The organism is Candidatus Bathyarchaeota archaeon, from assembly GCA_026014585.1.
Classification (GTDB): Archaea; Thermoproteota; Bathyarchaeia; order Bathyarchaeales; family Bathycorpusculaceae; genus Bathycorpusculum.
Genome location: JAOZIA010000024.1, coordinates 315,076 through 340,378, shown reverse-complemented (window position 1 = coordinate 340,378; position 25,303 = coordinate 315,076). Strand labels below are relative to the sequence as shown.

Here is a 25,303-nt window from a genome sequence, read left to right as displayed (position 1 = left end):
TGCCATTTAAGCCCCAACCTGTAACCCCAAAATCTGCAAGAACATTCTTTGTTTACAATATTTTTTTCCTGTAAACAGCGATGACAATTAAACCTGCTGCTGCAACTGAAGCTGACCCAATTGCAACATAATCACAAATTGACCTTTGATTTGAACTACTGCCCGAATCCTCTGGTAGCGTTGGTGAATCTGTGTCATAGGCGGTTTGGTCTGAGGTGGGTGTAGGTGCCTGTTTATTAGCTCCAATTATTGCCAGTAGCGGATGTTGGTCTACGTTATTTACTGTTATATTGTAAGGTGTGGTACCTAAACCTAAATCATCAATCCCTGATGAACCAGAATATCTTTTTGCATATTCGCTCCAATAGTTGCCGTATGTTCCGTTATCCCAAAAGTTAACTGGGTACGTGTCATATTTTGTCAATCCAACATTAGCTCCGCCTGCTACGTTATTATAAATGTTGTTTAGAGCAAAATAATTGTTGATTGATGGGGGGTCTTCAGGGTAGAAGTTGTGACCAATTTGGATTCCGACAAGGTTACCTGTGATGTTGTTGCATTTTACAATATTATCTGATGACTCATAAATCCAGACCCCAAAACAGTTATCAAAGGAAGGCTGATAATTTTTTGCTTTATCCGAAATTTCGTTTTCACAAATAAGGTTGTGGTTGCTACCCAGCAGGTAAATGCCTGTTCCGCTCAAGCCAACTCCAGTGATTGTGTTTTTGGTGATTGTGTTGTTGTTACATTGCCGATAAAACATAATGCTTGTTGCGTCAGCAAAAGAGTTGCTGGTAATTGTGTTGTTTTCACTGTGTGTTAACTGAATGCTTGCTCCAAAATTGGTGAAGATGTTATTTGAAATTACTGTGTTTTGGCATTCTCCTTCAATTCCGTAGCAGTCGCCTGGTTTAGTACTGACAAACTTGTTTTGGTATATTTGACAGTTGTTTGAATAAATCTCCACACCATAGTATGCACCCGTAAACGTGTTGCCATAAACCATGTTGCCTGTGCCTCCTTCAATGCTTATTTGGGAGCTAAATTTTAAGAAATTAAAATTCCTAACAACACAGCTTATAGTGTTATCCAGTATAACTGCTTTATCATACCCCTCATAACCCCTATCAAAGAAACCTTTCCCATCAAGAACTATACCATTACAGGAAACCTTAATGGAAGTAAAATTGATGTCACCCGTTAAAGAATAAACGGAACCCGACCGTTCAATAGGTGCATCAGCTGGTTCCACGCTTCCATCGGATTTGATTAAAATTTTGTGTGTTAACCCTGGAGCCATAGTTAAGGCAGAAACGGAGGTTAACAGCGCAAAAACTAGCACATACGCAACCGTACACGTAAGAACTAAGGCTTTGCGCATATTGCTCCCTAAAAGTAGAGGCTACGTTTCTCCTTTTAACACTTGCTATACTTCACCCTAAAATGGTTTAGGGCTTGCTTTGCCCCGAACAAAGAAGATAATAACTATTGCCAGCACTATGCCAACAATAACACCAGCTATCAATGGTAAAGCTATCGAATCCCAGTTAAAGCCTGAATTATCGCCTGTGCCACTTGGTTGGGTCGGCGTTGCAGTTGGGTTGCTGGTTGTGGGTGGTGGTGTTGCTGTTGGGGTTGGGCTTGTGGTTGGTGTAGGTGTCCATGTTGGTACTGTGACTGGTCGGGGTACTGCTTGCGTGTTTGCTGCGGTTAAGATGGGTGTGTAATTGACTTTTGCTAAGTCAAAGTCTTCGTAGTAATCATAAATTGACTGGTCAATTGTGTTTGTGTCGGTTGTTCCCCACCAATTGTTTGGTGTGTCAAAAGTGCTTCTTCCTATTCCTTTCCATGTATTATTTGAGCCTAAATCTAGATTGTATTGTGTATTGTTGTAAATGTTATTGTATTGAAGGGTTGAACCTCCACCGGTTATTCCGTAAACATTATGGGCAATAGTGTTATAGTTGACTGCACTGGCATGGCTCATACCATAGTAGTTATTGGTTACTTGATTGTATTCAATAGCTCCTTTGCAATGAGCATCTATTCCACAATAATTGTTAGTTACAACATTATCTGTAATTAGTGCGCTTCCGCGGGCATTGATTCCATACTGGCAATTTGAAATATTATTTCCTCCAATAAACGGAACTAGATTGCCTTCAATTTCAAAACCAGCAAGAGATCCTTCCTGATAAATGCCAACGCAGATACCGTTTGTAAAGCCCGAAATTACATTGTTGGTTACTGTGTTGTTTTGGCAGAACAGTATTCCTGCCTGTGATAAAATTATTCCGACAGTGTTGTCTGCTAAGTTACCATTACCAACCAATGTGTTGTTGGTTATTGTGTTATTTGAGCCAAAGATGTCGACTTCTTTAGTTACCATGTTGAAAGAGAAAACTGTTAAACCTGAAAGGGAAACCTCGCAAGAAATTGTGTTATGTGAAAAAGTTATCAATCCCTCGGTTGGGTACTGAGTGCCTGTTGTTATTTTACCTGAAATGGTATTATACGAAATATCGATTGTGCCACGTTTATAATCGGCTTGTATTCCGCCAATTAGCGTGTTATTGGTGATTTTTATTGTTCCTGAAGGATACGCGCAGTGGTATGGAATGGTTAAGAGTCCTTGAACAGTGTTGTTGGCAATTACTGGGTTTGTTCCATCACCGCTACAGCAGGAGAGGTCATTTACAATTGTGTTGTTTGTAATTGTTGGTGAGCCAGCAGCAACTAAACGTGTCATTGAACAATAGATTATTTTAGGCGCGCTGTCTGTGCTGATAAAGCCTTGGTCAAAATCGGCTTTTTCTATTATGCAGCCTGAACCTGTAGTTTCATCCCAAGAGGTGCTGTACTCTGTGAACTGAACGTAACCTGAACCTGTGAAAGTTATTCTCTCAGAGCTTGAGCCATGTGCTTGCAGGGTTCCATTGACCTTTATGTAGTAACCGTTGAGGTTCACTGTAGCTCCAGCGTCTATTGTGAGTGTTGCCCCCAAGTCCACTAATACATTGCCTGAAAGGCTGTAGGGGCTATCTGCTTTTGTCCATGTTGTGTCTGACGAGATAATCCCATTAACCGAAACAGCGCCAGATGCACAATTAAAACTTGAAATACCAGTAAAGAACAATCCGAATAAAAGAATAAAGGCTAAACCAGCACATGCCTTTTTTTTCATACTCCTCACTCACATAGAGAATCCCTATGTAATCATTTAAGTTTTAGCTAAATCTACTGCTGGCATGAGTTGTTTCGCATTTAATTGAAAAGGAGGTTAGGCGTCTAAGAAAGCATGTTATTTGTTTTTAGAGAATTGCCTAACAAACAGTTTTCGCACTTCCTCAGCGAAAATCACTACCAACGCAATTGCACTTAACATCAGCCAATCAAATAGTCCAAGCGCAACGGTTCCGAAAATCTGTTGCATAAACGGCACATAAATTAGCATGGCTAAAATCGAAAGTTGCGCCACTATGCCAACGATTATCCATTTGTTTTTGGATAAGTCTGATTTGAAGATGGATTGCTTGCTGGTTCGGCATGCTAACACGTTTCCTGCCTGTGCTACGACGATGGCTGCAAATGCCATGGTGACTCCTTTGATGTAGTATGGATTATTGTTGGGTAAACTGCCGCCAAAGTGCCAATCTGCAGGAATAGGCATACCAAACTGCCAGCCGCTTCCCGGGGCAGTCCATGCACTCATACAGGCAATCATTGCGCCAACTGCGATTATTGCGCCAATAAAGATTGAACGCGCGAAAACTTTGGGCGTGAAGAGGCGTTCTTTGATGCTTCTTGGGGGTTCATCCATAATTCCTGCTTCTGGGGGTTCACGGCTAAGCGCTAAACTGGGAATAACATCAATTACTAGGTCAATAGCGAGGATTTGAACCACCAGCAGGGGCAGTGGAATGTTGAGTGTGGCATAGAGCACAAACGGGATAAGTTCTGCCCAGTTATGGCTGAACACGTACACAATGAATTTTCTGATGTTCTCGTAAATTGCCCTGCCCGACTCCACAGCCTTAACAATTGAAGCAAAGCTGTCATTGAGCAAAACAATGTCGGCTGCTTCCCTCGCCACGTCTGTACCTGAAGCGCCCATGGCAACGCCGATATTGGCTTCCTTAAGTGAAGGTGCATCGTTTGCGCCGTCACCAGTTACAGCGACAATTTCTCCGTTTTCTTTGAGAACCTTGACGATTCGCAGTTTCTGCTCGGGGGAGACACGGGCAAAAATCACGTTGCCTTTTTTAACTTCGTCCACGATGGCTTTGTCATCTAATTCTTCAAGGTCCACGCCGCGGGTGACTTGGCAGCATTCCTGCTCTGCAATTCCGACTTCTTTTGCGATGGCTTGGGCTGTTGGTCCGTAATCGCCTGTGATTATGACTGTTTGGATTCCTGCCTCTTTAGCTTTCAGTACTGCTTCTTTCACGCCTGTTCTTGGCGGGTCACGCATCGCAATTAACCCAACAAAAATCAGGTCTTTCTCTATACCTTCACCTTCAACATACTGGTTCTCAGGGGTTCTCTTATATGCAAGGGCAATGACGCGCAAGCCTTGATTGGCAAATTCATGGATACGATTTTCAACCAGTGCCATGTTTTCGTCGGTTAAGTCTTCAATTTTCCCGTTAAACTCGACTTTTTTGCATACGTCTAGTATGTTTCGGGGTGCGCCTTTGGTGTAAACATAAAACTCGCTATTATGGAAGTGAACGGTGGTCATGCGTTTGCGTTCAAAACTGAAGGGAACCACTGAAACGGCGGGTTTTTCTGATAATTTCTCTTCAATAACTAAGCCGTACTTCAAGGCAGCAACCATCAAAGCGCCATCGGTTGGGTCACCAATAACGCTCCAAGTTTTGCTTTTGTCGCTTGGTGGATTCACTTTGGCACCATTGCAAAGAGCCGCAATTTCTAAGAGCCTATCCACTGAAACTGAATCTTTTTCATGTATTGGTTGCCCCTTTCGGGTGAATTTTCCAACAGGTTTGTAACCAAGACCAGAAATATCCACAACTTGGTCTTTTACCCAGAGTTTATTTGCGGTCATTTCTCCTTTGGTTATAGTGCCTGTTTTGTCCGTGCAAATAACCGTGACGCTGCCCAGTGTTTGCACGGCGGATAAGCGTTTGACAATTACGCTTTGTTTAACCATTTTAAGCACGTTAATTGCCAATGCGCTGGAAACTGTGACTTGTAATCCTTCTGGAACGCAGGCAATCATGACACCTATCATAAAGAAGATGCTGGTTGACACGTCAACATGTAAAAATAATGCGCTGGCTATGAAGAAAATGACGCCCACGATAACGGCGATGGTGAAGTCAAATTTTGCCATTGAGGCAATTTCTTTTTGAAGTGGGCTGGCTTCTTCTTGGATTGTCTGGGTTAAACTGGCTATTTTTCCAAACTGGGTTGTCATGCCAGTGTCATAAACAAGGGCTTTACCATTGCCTTTAGCCACGCTGGTGCTCATGAAAACAAGGTTAGGCGAGTATAAGTAGGCTTTCTCAACAGTTTGCACTGTATCCGCGTTTCTTGGTTGTGGTTCAGATTCACCTGTTAAGGGCACGTTGTTTGTCCATAAATCAAACGCTTCAATCAAACGTGCGTCTGCTGGTACGCGGTCGCCTTCTTCAAGGAAAATCACGTCTCCCTGCACGATTTCTTTTACAGGGATTTTTGTTAGGTTTCCGTCGCGGATGACTTTGGCGTATTCTGGCATCCAGCTTTTGAGGGTTTCCATGGCTTTTTCAGCGCGGGATTCTTGGAATAGGCTGACGAAAATGTTAACAAAAACAACTGCTAGAATAATTATGCCTAAGGAGATGTTTTCGCTGATAAATGAGAGTAAAGCTGCAAAGAGTAGCAGTATTCCAAAGAGGTCTTTTAGGTGCTGGATGAATTTTTTGATGAATGGAACTTGTTTTTTCTCTGTAAGAGTGTTGTAGCCTCGTTTTCTTAGGCGTTCTTTAGCTTCTGTGCTGCTTAAACCTTCAGGTGAGGAACCTAAAGATTCAAAGAGCTCGTTTATTTGCAGAGACGTTGCTTTTTCCAAAACTCATACCGCCTAATTATTATGGAAACAAAGTTTAGTTATGAAAGACTCCCACAATAACCGAAGGTTACTGGCTCTACCGAAATGTTAAGCCAGAAGCGTTGTGTTGTAATGGTTTGTTGCGTTAACATTAGTATTGGTATCCTCAGAGATTAATCTAAGTTGCTCTGTTTTACCGATTTTGGCATACTGATGCAGGGTCGCTTTTAAATTAATCGGAGACAAAACCGATTTTAACATTAACTCAGCATCCAAATCAGCTGAAATCACTTGCATACTCACTATTTTCTTCTCCTTACCCTAAATGCCGCTAAAAGGAAAACTGATGATAATTAATGCTTTTTGAGAAATCCGTTTAACTAACTTGCAAACAAGCACTCACCCAACAAACCCTAAACCCCAAAAAAAGCAAAGCCCACTCAATAAACCCACTAAACAAAAGCCAAACCCTGCCCCAAAAGTAGACCTCCTCTATTGTTTCTGCATAAGTTGGCTAATAGGAGCCTAATAGACAGCAAATAGAAATGTAGACGTATAAGTTATCAAATAACCAAAATTCTTCAAGAAGCACTCAATTGTTTTTGTTGTAGGGTTCTCTTAACTCATTAGCCCGCTTAAATAATTCCCGTAGTTCCTTGTCTGTGGCGCCGTTTTTAAGTGGGGTTAGTATGTCAGTTAGGTTGTCGTTTCTCATCAGGCACGGTTTCAGTTTCCCATCGCTGGTAACGCGCATTCGTGTGCAGTGCATGCAGAAGTCCATGTTTTCGATGGGGTGCACAACTTCTACGTCTACGTTTTTGAGGTGGTAGATTTTGCGGTTATGCATAAACGGGCGCTGCTCAACTGTTACCGCTCGCTCAGCCAGCATTTTTTCCTGCTCCTCCAACCCCCGATGATGCGCACTGTAATAGGACTCGCCCACGTTGATGGGGTCAAGCTCAATAAGTTGCAGTATAACGCCCATTTTGGCAGCGTAATCAATCATGGCAGGCACATCAGAAACATTCACGCCCTGCAAAACCACCATGTTTAGTTTGACTGGGTTAAAGCCTGCTTCTACCGCTGCTTGGATGCCTGATAGTGCTGTAGGGAGGTTGCCGCCTGTCAACTTTCTATAAGTTTCAGGGTTCAAAGAAGCCAAACTAATGTTAATACGGTGCAAGCCGCTATCGTAGAGTCGCTTTGCCAATCCGTCGCCTAAGCGTAGCCCGTTAGTGGTAAGTGACAAATCCCGCAAGCCAGAAATCGCGTGGATTTTTTGGATAATCTCGGGGATGTCCTCTCTCATTAGCGGTTCGCCGCCTGTGAGTTTAACACGACTGATGCCCAAGCTGACCGCTGTTTTTGCTATTTTTGTGATTTCTTCCACCGTCATTTTTTCGGCGGAAGCGTTTGCTCGGCGGACTTCTCCTTCTCGGTGGCAATAGGTACATGTTAGGTTGCAGCGTTGTGTGATGCTGATTCGCAGGTTTAGGAGAGGTCGCCCACAGTAATCTTTCAGATTCATCGATATTCCCGTGCGTGCCTAACGATGTGAGGCGCCTCGGGAAGTATAAGCCTTTCCACCGCAGTTTGCACAGCATTAGGGGAACCAGGAACACAAAACAGCACCTTGCCCTTAGCGACGCCCGCAGTTGCCCGCGAGAGCACCGCCGCCGAACCCACACTATCAAAACTTATCTTGCGGAAGAACTCGCCAAACCCAGGTAGCGTTTTATCAAAAAACGGTGCAACCGACTCAATGGTGACGTCCGCTGGGGTGATGCCTGTTCCGCCGCTGAAAATTGCCGCGTCAATCTCGGGCATGCCAAGCACGTACATTACGGCGTCTTGGATTTCGGTTTCGTCGTCGGCGATGATTTTTTTGAACAGCACATTCTGTCCGCCTGCTTTGAGGAGTTCGACGAGTTTGTCGCCGCCTAAATCGCTGACTTCTTCTTTGTTCTCGGCTGCTTTGGCGCGGCTGGTGCTGCAGATGTAAACTGCGTAGTTGAGGGTTTTGGCTGCTTTGGCCTTGTGGGTTTTGCTTGTTTCACTCATAATTATGCCTGCTTAACCTTTTTCACGACATGAATGTCCTCTATGGCTGTGCTCGGGTACTGCCCCTCTGGGTCTTTTTCGTACTGCTTAGTCATATCCCAAACCGTAAGTAGCGCCGCTGAAACCGCCGCGAGAGCCTCCATTTCCACGCCCGTCTGCGCACGGGTCTTTACGGTGGCGGAGATTTCCACAGTATTTTGGTCTGCAACCTTCGGGTCTACTTCCACATTTGTTAATGGGAGCGGGTGGCAGAGGGGGATGGTGTTGCTGGTGTTTTTGGCTGCGAGGATTCCCGCGATTTTTGCAGTATAGAGGGGGTCTCCTTTGGCGATTTTTCCCTCCAAAATGCGCTGGGTGGTTTCCGCTTTAAGTTTGATTTGTCCTTTTGCGGTGGCTTCCCGATAAATTTCTGCTTTTGCTGAAACATCAACCATAGCCAACTTACATGTCTCCAAATAAGCCCTTTATCTGTAGGGTACTTCTGGGTTTCCCCGCATAATAATGTTGAGTAGGCAGGGTGCATGTTGCAGGGTGGCAACCACATAGCTTTATCTAAACAATTAACGCGATAGCATACGCCATAACCCCGTAGGAACTTGGGGAGGTGAACCGTTTTGTCGCGAAAAAGCAAGAACAGGGATTTAACTGTTGAAGAGGCAGGACGAATGGGTGGGCAAAAAGTCCGCAGATTAATAGAGGAAGGTAAAGAACAAGAAAAAAACCTCAGGTAGTGCCGCTTTTTTTCCATGTTTCCAGCAGATTCTGCACTGCTTTGGCTTTCTCTGAGCCTTCTTTGAACCGAAACATCCGTACCCTACCATAGGTGCGGGCTTCAATGAGGTCTTCATCTTCCAAAATTTTTAGGTGCTTATCGGTTGCGACATAGTTTAAGCCTATGCGTTTGCTGATTTCAGTAACATTTAGCGAACACAACTGCTCAAGTAGCACCAAAATTTTTACACGCGGCTTGGACGAGAAAACTTCCTCAAACTCCATCATCACAACCTCCCTGTTGAAGCAAGGAACTCAATTCTTTCTCCAGCTCCCCCGCAGGAATCGTGGGTAACGAAAACGTGGTTGGGTGCCCTCTGCCCTCACCCGCTTGTGTTTCGGGTTTTAGTATGCCTAGTTTGAAGAGGTACTGAATGTACTTCCAGATTTGTGTGTGACTGTTAGGTTCTACTTCAAACTCTTCACAAATCACCTGGTACTCTTGCTCTGCGTCTGTGATGGAACTGTAGGCTTTCTCAGATGCCTTAAACAATCGCGCCACACCCAACAAGAACATGCGTTCATGGAACCCAAGCGCACCCAAGTCACTGTGCCTAAAACTGGGCAATACACTGCTAACTGCTTTTCGCACACACTCAGGAACCACCAACTCCAAATCCTCCGCATCCGCGTACTTGCCTGCACGCCAAAGCAGCTCGATGGAGAAGCGGGCGTTGCCGTTTTCGGTGATTGCCATTTCCGCCACCAAACTCACAGTATCCTCAGGAACTGCACCCCGCTCAAACGCCAAAGAAACACGGTCGTTTAAAATCGTGGTTAATTCGGGTTTGCCGTAGCGTTGGAGGCGGATGATGTTTTGTTGAAGCGTGCTTTTTGCGCTATCATCTAAATCTTCAATAGCAGTTAAGTCTCGCTGAATGAAAACGAATGATACACGTGGAGGTTTGCCAATGCGGGTTTCCTGCAACCGCGTGAGCTTGTAGACTCCGTCACTGCCTTCTTTTTCAATTAGGCTGTCAAACTCGTCAAGCGCCAAAACCAGAAACGTGTCCTGCTCATCAAGCATCTTCAGAAGAGTGCTTAGCATTTCCTGTGGGGAGTAGCCTCGTGATGGGAACTGTGGGTTAAAGGCGGTTATGGCTTGGTGCAGAATCGTGGAGAGGATGCCGCGGTGCTCTCGGCAGTTAACGTGGAGGTATCGGACTTTGATTTGCCGCTTATTAGCCTCCGAGGTTACGTCAGCTCCGAAGCGCTGGCAAAGAGCGGTTTTGCCTGTGCCCACGTCACCCGTGATTATGACGCGTTGTGCCATGCGCTGCGGACAAGTGACCAAAAACCTAAAGAACTCTGTGAGCAGGCGTTGTTGGGTTTCGCGGTGGGGTAGCCTGTTCGGTACAAAGTTGATGTCGAGTTTGGATTCGTCTTTGAACACGCTGCTATGGTACGGCACAGTTAGTCTCCGTTTCAAGGTATTTTGTTGTTATTTCAGCTTATCCTTCTGTTTAGTATTACGCTTAATAAAACCATTACGCGTAATACACCCAACAATTTTTCAAGATGTTATTGCCCTCCAAGTAGACCCTCCTCCTAAAGGCGGAATGTTTAGTCAAGAAAGTTTGACTAAGCTTAGTCAAGAAACCTTGACAAAAACGCTTTTATTAAAAAATTAACGGTTAAAACTTGTGGTAAACGTTGCAATCAGTGAAAAATTACTTTGTTGTTTGCTTAACTGCTCTGCTCTTTTTGGTTAGTTTCATTCAAGCAACAAGTATTGTTGACGCTGAAGACCACGAAACTATCTCAGCAGATACTATTCAAGGTTTAATTGACTCAGCAAGTTCTGGGGACACCGTCAACATTCCAGCTGGATATTATACTGGCGGTATAAAGATAAACAAATCAATTAGTCTAATTGGACAAGGAAAAAGTGTAACGGTTATAGATGCAAACTTCATAGGAAATGCAATCGTGATAACTTCAAGAAACGTGGAAATAAGTGGTTTTACAATAAAAAACAGTCCTAAAGGGTCACCAGCAATTTATGCATCTAACCAACCTAACATTAGCATAAACAGCAATAACATACTAGATAATGCAGGAGGCATACTACTAGAATCTTGTTCCTACGCTAAAATTCAAAACAACTATTTTTATCACAATAACGCTATGGCAAATGGTGCAGCAGGTTTTAGTTATTGCAATAGTGTGGAGTTTTCAAATAACACAGTTAGAAAGAACGCTGCAATAGGTGCATCATTTACCCAATGCCAAGGATGCATAATCCAATACAACCAAATAACTGACAACAACGAAGTGTTATCAGGAAACCCCATTGTACCCTCCGGTTTAGGGATATGGCACTCAAGCAACATGACAATATCTTACAACAACGTTACAAACAATGGTGCACATGGCATAAGTGGCACTGGAATGTCCAGCTCAAAAGTTTTCAAAAATTACTTAATTGGAAATTCAATCGGTTTGTCAGATAGCGGATGGAGCGCTACTGGTAATCGGGTGTACGAGAACGTAATACAGTCAAATAACCAAGGCTTTTATTTACAACAAACCTCAAACAACCTATTCTACCACAATGATATGATAAATAACGTTGAAAATATCGCTTCAATACCCATTGAAGGTGTCAAAATAGGTGCTAACACTTGGGACAACGGTTATCCTTCAGGAGGAAACTATTGGGATACCTATAAGGGAACCGACTCAAACAATGATGGCATAGGGGATACACCCTACGTAATAGATTCAGACAACCATGATTCCTACCCATTAATGAAACCCTATACAGCATCAGTTTCAACTTCCACCACAAACGTAACCTCAACCGCTACAGGTGGCTCTGGTAGCAGTTCAGTGTCAACACCAAAACCAACCGTTAAACCGACTGCACCAGCAACTCCAACATCTGCATCATATTCAATAGCGCCAACAGTTACACCAAAAAACTCTGTTAGTGACAATTCACTAATACCGCTTTCTACGGCGATACCAATTGCGTGTTTACTTGTTTCCACTATTGTTTCAATTGGGCTAGTGCTTTCAAGTAAGGACATAAGAGGTCAAGCTAATTATGCTACACGCCCAAGAGTCTACAATGCGACCAACGTTTACCATCAAACACCACTATATCAAACCCCTGTCAATCAGCCCTACAACAACTATCATCGATATCCATATTATAATCAACCCGTAAACTATCAATGTCCCTACTGTGGTGTTCTGTTGGGTCAAAACCAAAGAGTATGCCATCATTGCCATACAAGATTCTGGTAGGCAATTCAAATTTTTATTTAATTTTCGACTTAGCCATAACTGGGAACAAAAATAAAATATCCGTGGCAAAAGAAATTTTTGCTTCCTTTTGGATTTTATTTTTCAGAAAGGTTCTTAGCAGTAAACACGAATTATTGCAATTTAGGAAGGATAAACTATACCCGAGAAAACCAAAACCGTGCCCCAAGAAGGACAGATCGTCACTGTGGGACTTATCCAAAGTAGCGTCTCCGAAGACTTAAAGGCAAACCTCACAAAAACGGTGCAACTGATAGAGCAAGCCGCAAGCAGAGGCGCCCAAATCGTTTGCTTACAGGAACTTTACCGTACACGCTACTTCCCCCAAGAAGAATACCAAGATGCTCAAGCCTTCTCAGAATCCATCCCCGGAGAATCCACCGCGGTTTTCTCGGAGCTTGCTAAAAAACATAAAATCGTCATTGTTGTGCCCCTGTTTGAGAAGACTGCTAATGGGGTGTTTTACAATTCTGCTGTCGTGATTGATGCGGACGGGACACTGTTGGATACTTACCGTAAAATGCATGTGCCTCAGGACCCCCTGTTTTATGAGCAGAACTACTTCCAACTCGGCGATAATGGTTACAAGGTTTACCAGACTGCGTACGCAAAAATTGGCGTGCTTATCTGCTATGACCAATGGTTCCCTGAAGCCGCACGAATCCTCACCCTGCAAGGTGCCGACATAATCTTTTACCCCACTGCTATTGGCTACATTAAAGGGCACAAGTCCGCTGATGGTGACTGGCATGATGCTTGGCAAACTGTGCAGCGGGGACACGCTATAGCAAACGGCGTTCACGTTGCGGCTGTTAATCGTGTCGGTGAGGAGGGGCAACTTCGGTTTTGGGGTGGCTCGTTTGTTTGTGATGCTTTTGGGGAAGTTCTCGCAGAAGCAGGCAGCGATAAAGAGGAAGTGTTGGTTGCCAGTGTGGATTTGGGTTTTAATTTGCGTATTCGGGAAGGCTGGGGTTTTCTGCGGAACCGTCGTCCAGACACTTACGGGTTACTGACGGAGAATGTTGCCTGCAAAACCCCCCGTGAACTGGGTTACCGCATGCCCGCAGAGTGGGAACGGCACGATGCAATTTGGCTTGCTTGGCCCTATGACCCCACCACTTTTCCTGACCGCGTAGAAAAAGTTGAGCAAACATACGTTGAAATCATCAAAAACATCCACACAAGCGAAACCGTAAACCTGTTTGTTAAGGATGAGCAGATGCGAGCTAAAGTTGAAGGCTTGCTACTGCAAGCGCGTGTTGATTTAGATAAGGTTCGTTTTCATTTGTTTCCTTATGCGGATGTGTGGTTCCGCGATTACGGTCCAACCTTCATAATTAACCGTCACTGCGAATTGGCGATGGTGAACTGGATTTTTAACAGTTGGGGCAACAAGTATGACACGCTCCTAAAAGACCATCAAATCCCCCAATTCATAAATCAAGAAATGCAAATAACCTGTTTCAAACCGGGCATCGTGCTGGAAGGCGGCTCCATTGAAGTTAACGGCAAAGGCACCCTAATCACCACCGAGCAGTGCTTGCTAAACAGCAACCGAAACCCCAACCTGACCCGTGAAGAAATTGAGCAGCACCTAAAAGACAACTTAGGCGTAACCCATATCATCTGGCTAAAAAACGGCATCTGCGGCGACGACACAGACGGGCACATTGATGACCTTGCACGGTTTGTGAATCCAACTACGGTTGTGTGTGCTTTTGAGGAGAACACGTTGGATGAGAACTATGAAGCATTGAAGGAAAATTATGATTTGCTTTGTCAATCTGTTGACCAAGACGGCAACAAACTAAAAATTGTAAAGTTGCCTATGCCTTGTGTTTTTGGCGAAGATGGGTCGCTGCCCGCAAGTTACACAAACTTTTACATTGGCAACAGGGTGGTTTTGGTTCCTGTTTTTGGTGATGATAATGACCAGAAAGCCTTAGAGATTTTGCAGGACCTGTTTGTTGACAGAAAAATTGTTGGAATTAACTGCGAAGACTTAGTGTACGGGTTTGGAACACTGCATTGTATTTCGCAGCAGCAGCCTTCTCCCAAACAATAAATAATTAGGGGCTTGAACCATGCGGGTTCATGTAGATTCAGCAATATAATTTACCACAAAAACGTTTTTAAATAAATGCTGTAATCATTGTTTTTCGACACCAAATGATACCAAAACACTTCTTCTTAACAAAAGGAGTTGGAAAACACAAAGAACAACTCCAATCATTTGAATTAGCCCTACGAGATGCAGGCATACAAATGTGCAATCTGGTCGCTGTATCCAGCATTGTTCCCCCCTCATGCGAACTGGTCACACGCGAAAAAGGCTTAAAAATGATTCATCCCGGCGAAATCACCTTTGTAGTTATTGCAAGAAACGCAACCAACGAACCCCACCGACTTGTTGCATCATCCATTGGTGTAGCTATTCCTTCCGAGAAGAATCAGTACGGCTACCTATCCGAGCATCATTCAAACGGGCAAACTGACGAAACAGCAGGTGACTACGCTGAAGACTTAGCTGCTACTATGCTAGCAACAACTATGGGTATCCAGTTTGACCCTGAAACAGCATGGGATGAACGCAAACAGCTTTTCAAAACCACAGGTTTAATAATCAAAACCGCAAACATCACACAGTCCGCAGCAGGAGACAAAAATGGTTTGTGGACAACCACAGTAGCTGCAGCGGTTTTTGTGCCTTAAGCCTGCTGAACTCAATCTATTTTTTGTTTACTTTAAACGTAATTTGTAAAGACAGAAGTTGGGATTTAGAAAGCTGAGAAGTAGGTTACTTAGTGCGCGGCAGCTTCTGCCTTTATTATTTGTTATGTACCTTATAGTTGGCTTGTTTGTTTTTGTTGGTTTGATGGGTAACCTTGATGATTGGATGCTTTTTATGGCTAATACTAATTCATTGGTTACTCTTGGTCTCTACACTGGAGTTGGTCTTGTTGGATTCACCTTGGTTTTTCTGTTCAAAAAAGATTTAAACCTGCTTTCCTGCCCCAAAAAAGTTGTAGCTGCCTGTTTTCTTGCTGCAATAATTGTGGGCGTGTGCGTGTTTACTTTCCTTAATTTTTCTTCTAATGAGGCTAATTATCTGTTTTTGCATGATGGAACCATTTACAAAGAACTTGGGCAATCATTTCTTAAAAATACTGAATTTATCGAGTTAAATGGCGCGTACAACCACCATGCTGGTCCCATTTTCCCTCTCTACTTGTCTCAGTTTTACCTTTTTCTGCAACCTCATTATGGGACACAGGTTGCTCTTGAAATAATTTTCATTGTATCACTACTTGTCACTTTTTTTGCTACCAAAAAACTGTATGGGTTAACTGCTGGGTTAATCACGTCAGCGTTGGTTTCTACGGTTCCAATGTATATTTTTGCAACTTCAAGAAACTATGCGGAACCTTTGATTCTGATTTTTTACATTTTAACTCTCTACTTTATTGTTGAAAGCTTAAAGCCTGAAAATGAGTGCTACATTATTTTTGCCGGTTTAACTGGTGTTCTTGGATTCTTAACAAAACCCAGCGTCGGCTACTTCTTCATCCTAGTAGGTGTTATCGGATTACTTTGGAGGTATCATTATGTCGGCTGGAAAGCTTTCAAAAACAAAAACTACCTTTTAGCACTTGGTGTTTTTCTTTCTATAACTTTTGTTTGGACTGCACGAAATATTGTCCGGTTTTGGGATGGCACCGTATTGGGCTTATTTACTGCGGCTTTTCCCAGCAATTACATGGGGCAAGTCACTGTCTTTAACGTAAATAACCTGGGCAACTTTTTTGTTGAAGTCATCTTTTTTTCAGCTTTCTCAGCAATTTTCCTTTCAGCATACAGTTGGGTTTTTGTCGGTAGCTTAAAAACCTCTTTACGTTACCTGCGTGAAGAAAAAAACAGTTTTCTGCTCATCGCAATGATTCTGTCAATCATGGTGGGCATTTTTTCCAGCTCCCTATTCTATAATCTTGAAACCACCGCAGAGCAAGCCATCAGTTATCTGCCCGATTACCAAGCTCGATACTTCAACCTCAACACTACCCGATACCTCTTTGTCGCGCTAATTCCGCTGAGCTGGCTGGCTTTTGAAGGCCAAAAAACAAAGCACAACCTCAAGTAGAATTTAAGTAGTGTTCAAGCTTGGCAGTTTTTGACTTTTTAAGAACTTCCGCGCACTTTTTGGGGTCCAATGCCTTAAACTCTAAACCCATCGTTGTAAGCATGGTTTGCACGTCCTTGCCAAGGCTCGGAGCCACTAAGACCCCGCGGATTTCCTTGGTTGCTTTCTCTTTTATGGCTTCGATGTAGCGTGAAAGCTGCAAGACGGCGTCTTTGCTTGCGGTTCGCCGTTTAACCTCCACTACGACGAGTTTGCCGTTTTTGTCCTCGCCATACACGTCAACAAAGCCTGGTTCAACCTTTTTTTCCCAACTAATCGGCTTAAACCCTTCTTCAAGCAGTTCAGGTTTTAGCAAAATTGCTCGGTGCATGTCATCCTCGCTGGCGTGAAGCAGAAAATCGCCTGAGTCATTGAGGTTCATCGCGGAAACCATGAGTACGCTGCTAAAAGTGGCTTTGAGGGTTTCTCGGGGTTTTTGTCTGACCGCGTGAATTTCAAGTTTGTCCTCGGTTGCCTTCACGGTGAGTGCGCTGGTTGAGGGTTGCCAATTGACGGGTTCGTAGCCGACTGGACGATGAACCAGCAAGGAACCATCAGATTTGACGATTAAGAAGCGCTCACCGGGTTCTAAAGTGCTGTTTGCTCTGCCAGAGTAGTGTACGTGGCAGTTGCCTACGACTATGAGGGTGCATCGTTTTTTGAAGGCTCTCTGAATAAGTTCGCTTGCTTGTTGAAAGGTTGGTTCTGTGAGGACGGATAGTTTATTTTGCTCTTGCATGGCGTGTCAAGGTATTTTAGACAGTTTCTTGGTAGATAAGATTTCTTGAAGGAAACACTATGTCGTGGAAGGAAAAACAGCAAATAATGCAGCGATACAACGCAACCGCAGAAGGCTACAACGAACTCCACGGTGAAGAGCAAGAGGCAAAATACCAAAATGCCCTACAAAATCTGCACTTAAACGCTCGAGATGCGGTTTTGGATGTGGGCTGTGGCTCAGGACTATTGTTCCCGCACGTTGTGGATAAAGCGGGGCTGGTTGTTGGTGTTGACCTTTCAGGGGAACTGCTTAAAAAAGCACAAGTCACAGCCAAAAGTTTCCCAAACGTTTCCGTTGTACAGGCTGATGCTGACCATTTGCCCTTTATCAAGGCGGTTTTTGGTGCGGTTTTCTCTTTCACGGTTCTCCAAAACATGCCCGAACCCCAAATTACACTGCAAGAATGGAAACGGGTCACCAAAGCGGGTGGCAGTTTGGTGGTTACGGGGCTAAAGAAGGCTTTTCCGTTGGACAGGTTTTTGGATGTTTTGGAGGATTCAGGGCTTAAGTTGGCTTGTTTTGTGGATGAAGAGGCCTTGAAATGTTATGTTGCAGTGTTGACTTTTTGATTCTTTTATGTATTAATACACCAACCTATTAGGCTCCAAATAGAAATTCATTGCAGAAACTATAGAGGGGTAGGTTCCTCATAGCAGAATTTCAAGCAAAAATTGGGGCTTGATTATATTTCTACTATTTCAGCGTGATTCTTTTCCGTATCCAACAGCGCCAGCGTGGATTTTCCCGTTAAATAACCACACAATTCACCTGGGTTGACGCTGAGTGTTTTTCCTTTGGTTTGGACGCCTTGAAGGTGTGAGTGCCCATGAACCACGGCGTTAAAGTATCCGCTGTCAATAATTGCCGCGAGCAGTTCTGGTTCGGTGCCGTGTAGTAGCGCGATTTTGTAGCCATCCACATCTATTTGGGCAAAATCATCGTGGATTGTGCAGTTTGGGGTTTGGCTGAAGCGTTTTTTGCGGAGTTCGCGGTCGCCGTCATTGTTGCCAAAAACGCCGATGAGTTTGCAGTTGAGCTTTGCAAGTTTGGGGATGGTGAAGCCTGCTATGTAGTCGCCTGCGTGCAAGACAAGGTTGACTTTTTGTTGGTTGAGGTAGGTGACGGCTTTTTCTATTTTGGGGAGGTTGTCGTGGCTGTCTGATATTGCGCCAATAAGCATGGTTTTTCCTCTGTGAGATTAGTTTTTTTGTGGAAATAAAGCCTTTCTCTTTGGGGCGTGTGCCGTGTCAAGTTGGGTTTGGCTGGTTTACGTATTGTTTGACTTTTTCTTTTAAAGCAGGAAACTCGTCTAGCATAGCTTTTACGACCTTCCAGCGCACTTCACTGCATTGGTCTTCCAAAAATACTTCTCCTTCCCGTTTACTTCAATTCATTAGAGTGTAACTATAAGAGTTTTTTCCCAAAACCTAAAACTCGATAACATTTGGCAAATCAAGCAAACTCGTAATAACCCTATCAGGTGTAACCAATTTTAACCCTGCCTCAAAACGACGCTCAATATACACAGCCTTCATTCCCACACCCTGAGCACCAGCAACATCCGCATCCGGAGTGTCACCAACAAAAACCGCCTCAGACGCCAAAACCCCAATAGAATCAAGCGCGTTGTTGAAGATTACTGGGCTGGGCTTACGCTTGTTAATGGCGCCCGAAACCACAATTACATCAAAGAGGCTGTCAACGTTTTCGTTTTGAAGCAGTTTTTGTACGCACTCAGGAATGGCAAAGTTGGAAACCAGCCCAAGCTTGTATTTGCCATAGAGGGTTTGGAGGACTGGTTTGGTGTTTTGGTCTATTTTGACAAAGTTCATAAATTCAAGGTAAAACTGCTCGGTAGCAGCCGTGACCAGGGGGCTTGAAACGTCATAGTTGTAGCTGAGTTTTTTTAGGGTGTTGGAGACGCGTACGTTGAAGTGGGGGTCTTCGCAGTTTTTGTCTGCTGCCGCGTAGATTGCGTCCCGCTCAGTGATGTAGGTTTGATTGAACTTGTCATAGGGCGTGTTGATGCCTTGGGTAACCAGAAAGTTGTACATGCGTTTGAGTGAGGCTTCGTAGAACTCGTGATTTTTAAGTATCATAAACAGCGTATCGAACATGTCAAACAAAACTGCTTTTGGAGCCATCACTATTGCCTGCTCCAAAAATAGGTTTCTACGACCTTAAAATCCTTACTGCAAAAAACAAAGAAAAAAACAAGAAAAAACTGATTATTCCAGAATGATTCTAGCGTCGACGACTTTTGCCCCGCTGGGGTACGCCATAACAGGATTCAAGTCAAGCTCTTTGATTTCGGGGTGAGCCATAATCAGCTTGGATGTTGCCATCAAAATCGTTACGATAGCGTCAATATCGGCTGGTTTGCTGCCTCTGAACCCGTTTAAGAGCGGGTAGGCTTTTAGGCCAGTTATCATTTCTTTAGCATCCGTCTCGGTGAAGGGGGCAATTTTGAAGTTTACGTCTTTTAGGAGTTCAACAAAAATTCCACCTAACCCAAACATTACAGTTTGACCAAACGTTGGGTCTTTAACTGCACCAACAATAACCTCAGTTCCCTGCGGCGCCATCTCCTGAATCAAAACACCTGTGATTTTTGCGTCTGGCTTGTAGTTTTTGGCGTTTTGAATAATTTTCTGGTAAGCATCAGTAACTTCTTGGGCGTTTTTGAGGTTCACAATGACTCCGCCTGCCTCGGACTTGTGGATGATGTCTTGGCTGACGATTTTTGTAACGATTGGGTAGCCTATTTCGTTTGCATAGGCGGCGGCTTCTGCTGGGTTTTGGGCTACTTTGAATTTTGGTACTGGTAAGCCATATTCTTCACAGATGGTTTTTGCTTCTGGCTCAAGAAGTGCTTTGCGTCCTTCTGATTGTGCTTGGTTAATTATTTTTAGTGTATTCATTGGGTTGTCCCTGCGGATTATGCATTTATGTTGGGTTTAAAATGTTTTGGCGGTTTTTATGGCTTTTTTTGTTTATGTGTTTGACTGTTCAACACATAACTAATGATGTGTAGTAAGACATAATATTTAATAAACGCTGATTTGAAATCTGTATCGGAGAACAACAGTGCTACAGCAACGCGCCAAACAAGCCCTACAACAAGCACAACACCAACTACAACAAACAAAACAAAAAATCAAGCTTTCCCAAGCAAACACCGACTACAAAATAAGACAAACCCTCCGAAAAATCCAACAAACCACCACAACCAACACCCCCAATCAAACACCAAAAATAAAAAAAACCACCAAAAAACCCAAAAAAACAAAAATAACCCTAAAAACCAAAAACAAAAAACAAACACCCAACACTCCCCAACCCCAAACAGCCCCCAAACCCCTAATATCCAAAGACCTCAAAATCATCGAAAAATACTCACTCTACGAACCCTTCGCCCAAGTCGTAATCGTCCAAGACACCAAAACAGGCGAACACAAATACATCCTAGACGAACTACAGCTTGACCCACTGGAAAAAAATGTTTACCAACGCATATTAGAAATGTTGCTAGTAGAAATTGAATCTCCAAAAGAAGAAATCAGCGATCCCCGCAAATTTTTCGCGGACGAAGCCCAAAAAATCGTGGAGAAATATCGCATCAGCTTGGGTTGGCTTCCTGATGTTTCATGGTACAAAATCCTCTACCATGCCGAACGTGACCTTGTCGGTTTTGGTAAAATTGACCCCCTAATGCGCGACCCAAACATTGAAGATATCAGTTGCGACGGGGTAGAAAAATCGGTTTACATTTGGCATCGAGTGTTTGAGAGTATAGAAACTAACGTGAAATTTGACAGTGATGAAGACCTCGACAACCTCGTAGTCAAACTCGTGCACATGGCAGGCAAACACGTAAGCAGTGCTTTCCCAATCGTTGACGCCTCTCTCCCCGGAAAACATCGCCTTGCCGTCGCGTACCGCAGAGAAATCACCCCCTTTGGAACCGCGTTCACCATCCGTAAGTTCCGTGAAGATCCCTACTCCATAATTGACCTCATCAATATTGGAACTTTCAACGAGGAAATGGCGGCTTATTTGTGGATATGTCTAGAAAATCGTGCGTCTGTGATGGTTCTGGGTGGAACCGCTGCAGGAAAAACCACTGCGCTCAATGCGTTGGGTTGCCTCGTTAAACCGGGCAGTAAAATTATGACTATTGAGGAAACTGCTGAGTTGAATTTGTCGCACGAAAACTGGGTTTCATTGATTGCGCGTCAGAGCTACGGTTTGGGCGGTAATAGTGTGGGTGAGGTGGCTTTGTTTGATTTGGTTAAGACTTGTATGCGGCATCGTCCTGACTTGATGATTGTGGGTGAGGTTCGTGGTCAGGAAGCGTATGTGCTGTTTCAAGCTTTGGCGACAGGTCACGGTGGCATGTGTACTATGCACGCTGAAAACGTGCAGTCAGCAGTTAAACGTTTAACACAGAAACCCATGGACATATCCCCCGCGTACATTCCCTTGATGAATATTGTGATGTCGGTTCAGCGCGTTCACCTTGTCAAAAACGGCGAAAAGAAAGCATACCGCCGCGTACTTTCCGTAAACGAAATCATTGACCACCAAAATTTTGTTAACCCCTTCAAATGGGACCCAATCAAAGACGTTCAAGGTGTGGATTTGGGTTGCAGTTTTTTGCTTGTTCATATTTCTGAGCGGCTTGGCATCAGCAAGGAACAGTTAATTGAGGAGCTGCATCGCCGCCGAGATGTTCTGGTTTGGATGCGACAGCAAAACATCCGAAGCTACAAAGACGTTGCCACAAACATTGCCGAGTACTATGCGCGACCTAAAAAATTCTACGAAAAAGTGATGAGCACTGAGGAGGCAAAGCCGGTTGCCGCTGCTCGAAAAGCTTGAAGCGTTTTCTTTCCGCCTATTTGGCAAAGTCACACCGTACCTGATGCAGCACGGTTTCCAAGTTAAAACGCCTCTTGAGCGTGCCCGCATCCGAATTTATCCCCAAACCTACATTTCCCTCATGCTTTTGGCTATAGTTTTAACCTTGCCCGTTTCAGTGTCGGCTGTGTTTTTGGCGTTGCACTTTAGTGTTCTTCCTTTGCTGATTTTGGGGTTGCTTCCGGTTTTTGTGGTGGCAGGTTTTATGCTTATGCCCCTATCCAACGCCAGTGACCGTTCTTCAAACCTTGAACGTGAAATGCCTTTCGCCGCTGCCTACATCAGCGTCATGTCCTCAGGTGGACTCGCTCCTTATACCAGCTTCAAACGCATAACGCAGGTTGATTTAATGCCGACCATGCGAAAAGAAGCCAACGACATCATCAAAGACGTAGAACTTTTTGGCATAGACCCCTTGTCCGCTTTGGAATCTTCGGCGAAGAGAAATCCGCTGGATATTTACAAGGATTTCTTGAGTGGTTATGCTTCAACTGTTATCATTGGTGGTGACATCGGGCATTATTTGGAACGTAAAGCTGAGGACATTTTTAAAACCCGAGCATTGCGGGTTAAAGCTGCGGCAGAACGATTGGGCATGCTGCTTGAAACCTTCATTATTGTAATGGTCATGATGTCACTGTGTTTCTATATTCTCTTTGCCGTCAACAATATCCAGACAGGCACGACCGTCCAGTCAGCTCCAGACATCTCCGACTTTTCAGGAGTTATCATGTACACGTATGTTTTCACGCCCATGCTCTCTGCACTATTTGTGTACTTGGCACATAGTATGCAACCCAAAACCCCTATGGTGGATATGCGTCCCTACAAAGTCTTTGGCATTTCCAGTGGTGTTGCCATCGCCGTTTTCATGTTGTTAACAAACTTCATGGGCATGCTTGAACTTCCCATAATCACCAACCTGCAAGCCATAGGTCTTGACCTTTCAATCGCCTTGGCAGTTGCTCTTGTCATTTCCGTTGCCCCCGCCGCAGTAGTTCACATTAAATTAACAAAAACCCGAAACAGCATGGAACAAGGCGTCGCAAGTTTTCTGCGTGACCTCACCGAAGTGCGAAAAACAGGTTTGTCACCTGAAAAATGCATCGAAAGCCTCTCAAAACGTGACTACGGCAGCTTTACCAAGGAACTAAGAAAAATTAGTTCTGAAATTTCTTGGGGCATACCCATTAAGCGTGTGATGATGGATTTTTTGCATCGCACGAAGAGTTGGATGGTGCAAATTGTCATGTTTTTGTTAGTTGAAACAATTGACGTGGGCGGCGGCACGATTGCTATGATTGAGTCTTTGGCGCGTTTTAACAATCTGACACAGGATGTTGAGAAAGAAAAGAAGATGTCTACTCGCCCATTTATTATGATGCCATATTTGGCTTCGATTCTGTTGGTGGCAACCACGGTTATGATGATGGGATTAACCACAGATATAGCTGTGCCTGGTGTTGACGCTCCGCCAACAGACAATAGTTTAATGCAAACTGTGTTCATGACCGCGGTTATCTTTAACAGTTATTTAATTGGGATTGTGGCTGGAAAAATCAGTGAAGAATCCATTGCTGCTGGTTTTAAGCATTCGGCAATTCTTGTGGTGATTTCGATTTTGGCTGCAAAACTGATTCCGCAATTTATAACCATTGTATAGGAGCAAAAAGATGTCCCAAATAGTATTACCCAAAAAACCTCGGCGCCTCAAAAAAACAGTGGCCTCAGTGAGGAAGCATCCGTACGTTAGAAGGTTGGTTAGATGTAAAAAGGCAATTAGTCCTGTTGTTTCAAATTTGGTTCTTATTGCTGTGGTTATTGTTTTGGGGTTTGCTGCTTTGATGTATGCCCGTAATATTTCAGCAGCCTACCAGTCGGATTATCAGTCCTCGGTTACTTCTGATATTGATGAACTAAAAGAATCCTTAGCGTTCGAACAAGCCTTCTATAACTCCACTGGAGGTACAGTGCATATTTATTTTATTAATTCGGGCAGAATCAGCATCACAATAGACCAAGTCTACCTTAGTATTTCACAAGACAACTTTACGTTTACAATGAAGCATATGGATGGCGCTTTAGCTCCAAGCAATGAGGTAGATGTTGGTACTGAACGACAAGTTGTTATTGAACAAGCATTACCTGCTGGTTCATACACAGTTAAGTTAGTTACTTTGAGGGGGTTAAGTTTTGCATACAGTTTTGTTGTCTAAAATACTGCATAAAAAACGCATCAACAATCGAGGCGTTTCCTCAATTATCGGTGCCATATTTATGATTCTAATCGTGGGCTCCCTTGCTTCAGCATACTTTTTCTACACGCTAAACGAGAATGCATTATACAATGATGCCATAAGGACCCGTAACGAGTTTGAATTGGCAAGAATGTCTGAGTCCGTTCAAATCTCCGAAACCGTCTACAGAATTAACACTACTGGGTCAGTGTCGGTTAGCGCCAAAATTTTCATCATAGGAGGCTACTCGGTCAATTTCACAACTCTTTGGTTAAGCGTAAACGGAGACGTAACCGCTTCCAACTATACTAGTTTAAACGTTGCTGTAAGCGGCGGTGGACTCTATCAGTTAGACGCAACCGTGAAAGTAAATGGCACGCTTCCAAGCGGTACTTATCATTTTGCAGCTTGGCTAATAAGTAGTAGAGGAAACACCTTTGCACTTGAATCTTTACGCACAAACAGTATCGTTGCAGCGCAGACCACTCAGGGTATTGGCTCTTTGGCGATGGATTTCCAGAACTTCACCTACTATCCTGTTAGGCTCGCAGGGTCAACCTATCGGGTAGATCTTAGCAGTGGCACAAGCGCTTACACTATCGTGAGAAGTACTGCGCCCGTTGCTATTTGTGTTAACTTTACAAATTTTGATACCAAAAGCCGAGACATCGTTTTAAACCAGAACTCAGAGCTTTTCTCCATTTTTCCCAGTACAGGTGGAAATTATAAGGCGGTAACTTGGTATATTGTTAAAGTTAATGCTGAGACGGGTGAGATTTTGCCGTTTACAAGTCAAACGCTTGCTTATTCTGTGCCTACGCTTGTGTTTTTTGCTGCAATGGCTCCTGGAAGTACCACAAGCTTTGTTGCGAGCAATGACATGTTTACTGGAGTTTGTCCTGTTAACTTGGCATTAACTGGAACTATTGGTGCAAGTCCTTTTGGGCAGAACATACCTTTTGTTTCCATTTTGGTGACGTAGTCTTCAGAAATGCCGTAACTCCTGTAGGAAGAATTCATATACTTTA

The 25,303-nt window shown here is 43.9% G+C and carries 23 protein-coding genes; 10 read left to right on the top strand and 13 right to left on the bottom strand.

The features are described 5' to 3' along the window. Positions 1–52: 52 nt before the first annotated feature. The 7 genes from NWF01_11030 to moaC all read right to left on the bottom strand — a co-directional run bounded on the left by NWF01_11030 (position 53) and on the right by moaC (position 8,574). The gene (locus tag NWF01_11030) at positions 53–1,384 is read right to left on the bottom strand and encodes a right-handed parallel beta-helix repeat-containing protein (GenBank protein ID MCW4025549.1); all 1,332 of its coding nucleotides are present in this window, start codon (positions 1,382–1,384) and stop codon (positions 53–55) included. A 57-nt stretch (positions 1,385–1,441) separates the two neighbouring features. After that, entirely contained in the window at positions 1,442–3,187 is a 1,746-nt protein-coding gene (locus NWF01_11025; GenBank protein MCW4025548.1) for a hypothetical protein, read from the bottom strand. A gap of 117 nt (positions 3,188–3,304) precedes the next feature. After that, positions 3,305–6,079, bottom strand: a complete 2,775-nt coding sequence (locus NWF01_11020; protein MCW4025547.1) for a cation-transporting P-type ATPase — start codon at positions 6,077–6,079, stop codon at positions 3,305–3,307. An 87-nt stretch (positions 6,080–6,166) separates the two neighbouring features. After that, complete coding sequence (locus NWF01_11015) at positions 6,167–6,361, bottom strand: hypothetical protein (GenBank protein MCW4025546.1); 195 nt, start codon at positions 6,359–6,361, stop codon at positions 6,167–6,169. A gap of 289 nt (positions 6,362–6,650) precedes the next feature. Next, a complete protein-coding gene (gene moaA / locus NWF01_11010) occupies positions 6,651–7,586 on the bottom strand; it encodes a GTP 3',8-cyclase MoaA (GenBank protein MCW4025545.1) in 936 nt (311 codons plus the stop codon). After that, complete coding sequence (locus NWF01_11005; GenBank protein MCW4025544.1) at positions 7,583–8,119, bottom strand: molybdenum cofactor biosynthesis protein MoaB; 537 nt, start codon at positions 8,117–8,119, stop codon at positions 7,583–7,585. Before NWF01_11005 ends, moaA begins: the two co-directional genes overlap by 4 nt. 2 nt (positions 8,120–8,121) lie before the next feature. After that, the gene (gene moaC, locus NWF01_11000) at positions 8,122–8,574 is read right to left on the bottom strand and encodes a cyclic pyranopterin monophosphate synthase MoaC (protein ID MCW4025543.1); all 453 of its coding nucleotides are present in this window, start codon (positions 8,572–8,574) and stop codon (positions 8,122–8,124) included. 159 nt (positions 8,575–8,733) lie between these two features. Here moaC and NWF01_10995 point away from each other — a divergent pair, with 159 nt between their 5' ends. Beyond that, positions 8,734–8,850, top strand: a complete 117-nt coding sequence (locus NWF01_10995) for a small, acid-soluble spore protein, alpha/beta type (GenBank protein MCW4025542.1) — start codon at positions 8,734–8,736, stop codon at positions 8,848–8,850. On the opposite strand, the gene NWF01_10990 is transcribed toward NWF01_10995, so the two are convergent. Next, positions 8,843–9,115 carry a winged helix-turn-helix domain-containing protein gene (locus NWF01_10990; GenBank protein ID MCW4025541.1) on the bottom strand — a complete coding sequence of 91 codons (273 nt, stop codon included), beginning with the start codon at positions 9,113–9,115 and terminating at the stop codon, positions 8,843–8,845. The genes NWF01_10995 and NWF01_10990 overlap by 8 nt on opposite strands. After that, a complete protein-coding gene (locus tag NWF01_10985) occupies positions 9,105–10,301 on the bottom strand; it encodes an ORC1-type DNA replication protein (protein ID MCW4025540.1) in 1,197 nt (398 codons plus the stop codon). The genes NWF01_10990 and NWF01_10985 overlap by 11 nt, the downstream gene beginning before the upstream one ends. Before the next feature lie 251 nt (positions 10,302–10,552). Between NWF01_10985 and NWF01_10980 the strand changes: the two genes are divergently transcribed. The 4 genes from NWF01_10980 (at position 10,553) to NWF01_10965 (ending at position 16,298) form a co-directional block, all read left to right on the top strand. Then, the gene (locus tag NWF01_10980; protein ID MCW4025539.1) at positions 10,553–12,142 is read left to right on the top strand and encodes a right-handed parallel beta-helix repeat-containing protein; all 1,590 of its coding nucleotides are present in this window, start codon (positions 10,553–10,555) and stop codon (positions 12,140–12,142) included. Between the two features lie 178 nt (positions 12,143–12,320). After that, positions 12,321–14,225, top strand: a complete 1,905-nt coding sequence (locus NWF01_10975) for an agmatine deiminase family protein (protein MCW4025538.1) — start codon at positions 12,321–12,323, stop codon at positions 14,223–14,225. 104 nt (positions 14,226–14,329) lie between these two features. Next, on the top strand, positions 14,330–14,872 hold the full coding sequence (locus NWF01_10970; protein ID MCW4025537.1) for an arginine decarboxylase, pyruvoyl-dependent: 543 nt from the start codon (positions 14,330–14,332) through the stop codon (positions 14,870–14,872). Between the two features lie 193 nt (positions 14,873–15,065). Next, a complete protein-coding gene (locus NWF01_10965) occupies positions 15,066–16,298 on the top strand; it encodes a glycosyltransferase family 39 protein (protein ID MCW4025536.1) in 1,233 nt (410 codons plus the stop codon). Here the strand turns inward: NWF01_10965 and nucS are convergent. Beyond that, complete coding sequence (gene nucS / locus NWF01_10960) at positions 16,291–17,076, bottom strand: endonuclease NucS (protein MCW4025535.1); 786 nt, start codon at positions 17,074–17,076, stop codon at positions 16,291–16,293. The genes NWF01_10965 and nucS overlap by 8 nt on opposite strands. Before the next feature lie 59 nt (positions 17,077–17,135). On the opposite strand from nucS, the gene NWF01_10955 reads away from it, so the two are divergent. Beyond that, positions 17,136–17,687 carry a class I SAM-dependent methyltransferase gene (locus NWF01_10955; GenBank protein MCW4025534.1) on the top strand — a complete coding sequence of 184 codons (552 nt, stop codon included), beginning with the start codon at positions 17,136–17,138 and terminating at the stop codon, positions 17,685–17,687. A 113-nt stretch (positions 17,688–17,800) separates the two neighbouring features. Here the strand turns inward: NWF01_10955 and NWF01_10950 are convergent, their stop codons facing one another. The 3 genes from NWF01_10950 to NWF01_10940 form a co-directional block, all read right to left on the bottom strand. Beyond that, the gene (locus NWF01_10950) at positions 17,801–18,298 is read right to left on the bottom strand and encodes a metallophosphoesterase (GenBank protein MCW4025533.1); all 498 of its coding nucleotides are present in this window, start codon (positions 18,296–18,298) and stop codon (positions 17,801–17,803) included. A 247-nt stretch (positions 18,299–18,545) separates the two neighbouring features. After that, a complete protein-coding gene (locus tag NWF01_10945) occupies positions 18,546–19,262 on the bottom strand; it encodes an HAD family hydrolase (GenBank protein ID MCW4025532.1) in 717 nt (238 codons plus the stop codon). A gap of 84 nt (positions 19,263–19,346) precedes the next feature. Further along, entirely contained in the window at positions 19,347–20,039 is a 693-nt protein-coding gene (locus NWF01_10940) for an acetate--CoA ligase family protein (GenBank protein MCW4025531.1), read from the bottom strand. A 166-nt stretch (positions 20,040–20,205) separates the two neighbouring features. Between NWF01_10940 and NWF01_10935 the strand changes: the two genes are divergently transcribed. From NWF01_10935 to NWF01_10920, 4 genes are read left to right on the top strand one after another with little or no spacing between them, the layout of a single operon-like run. Then, entirely contained in the window at positions 20,206–21,999 is a 1,794-nt protein-coding gene (locus NWF01_10935; GenBank protein MCW4025530.1) for a type II/IV secretion system ATPase subunit, read from the top strand. Beyond that, positions 21,977–23,701, top strand: coding sequence for a type II secretion system F family protein (locus NWF01_10930; GenBank protein ID MCW4025529.1), 1,725 nt, complete (start codon positions 21,977–21,979; stop codon positions 23,699–23,701). The genes NWF01_10935 and NWF01_10930 overlap by 23 nt, the downstream gene beginning before the upstream one ends. A gap of 10 nt (positions 23,702–23,711) precedes the next feature. Next, positions 23,712–24,254 (top strand): hypothetical protein, encoded by a 543-nt coding sequence (locus tag NWF01_10925; GenBank protein MCW4025528.1) that lies wholly within the window; start codon positions 23,712–23,714, stop codon positions 24,252–24,254. Continuing rightward, a complete protein-coding gene (locus NWF01_10920; protein MCW4025527.1) occupies positions 24,232–25,257 on the top strand; it encodes a hypothetical protein in 1,026 nt (341 codons plus the stop codon). Before NWF01_10925 ends, NWF01_10920 begins: the two co-directional genes overlap by 23 nt. The last annotated feature ends 46 nt before the right edge of the window (positions 25,258–25,303 follow it).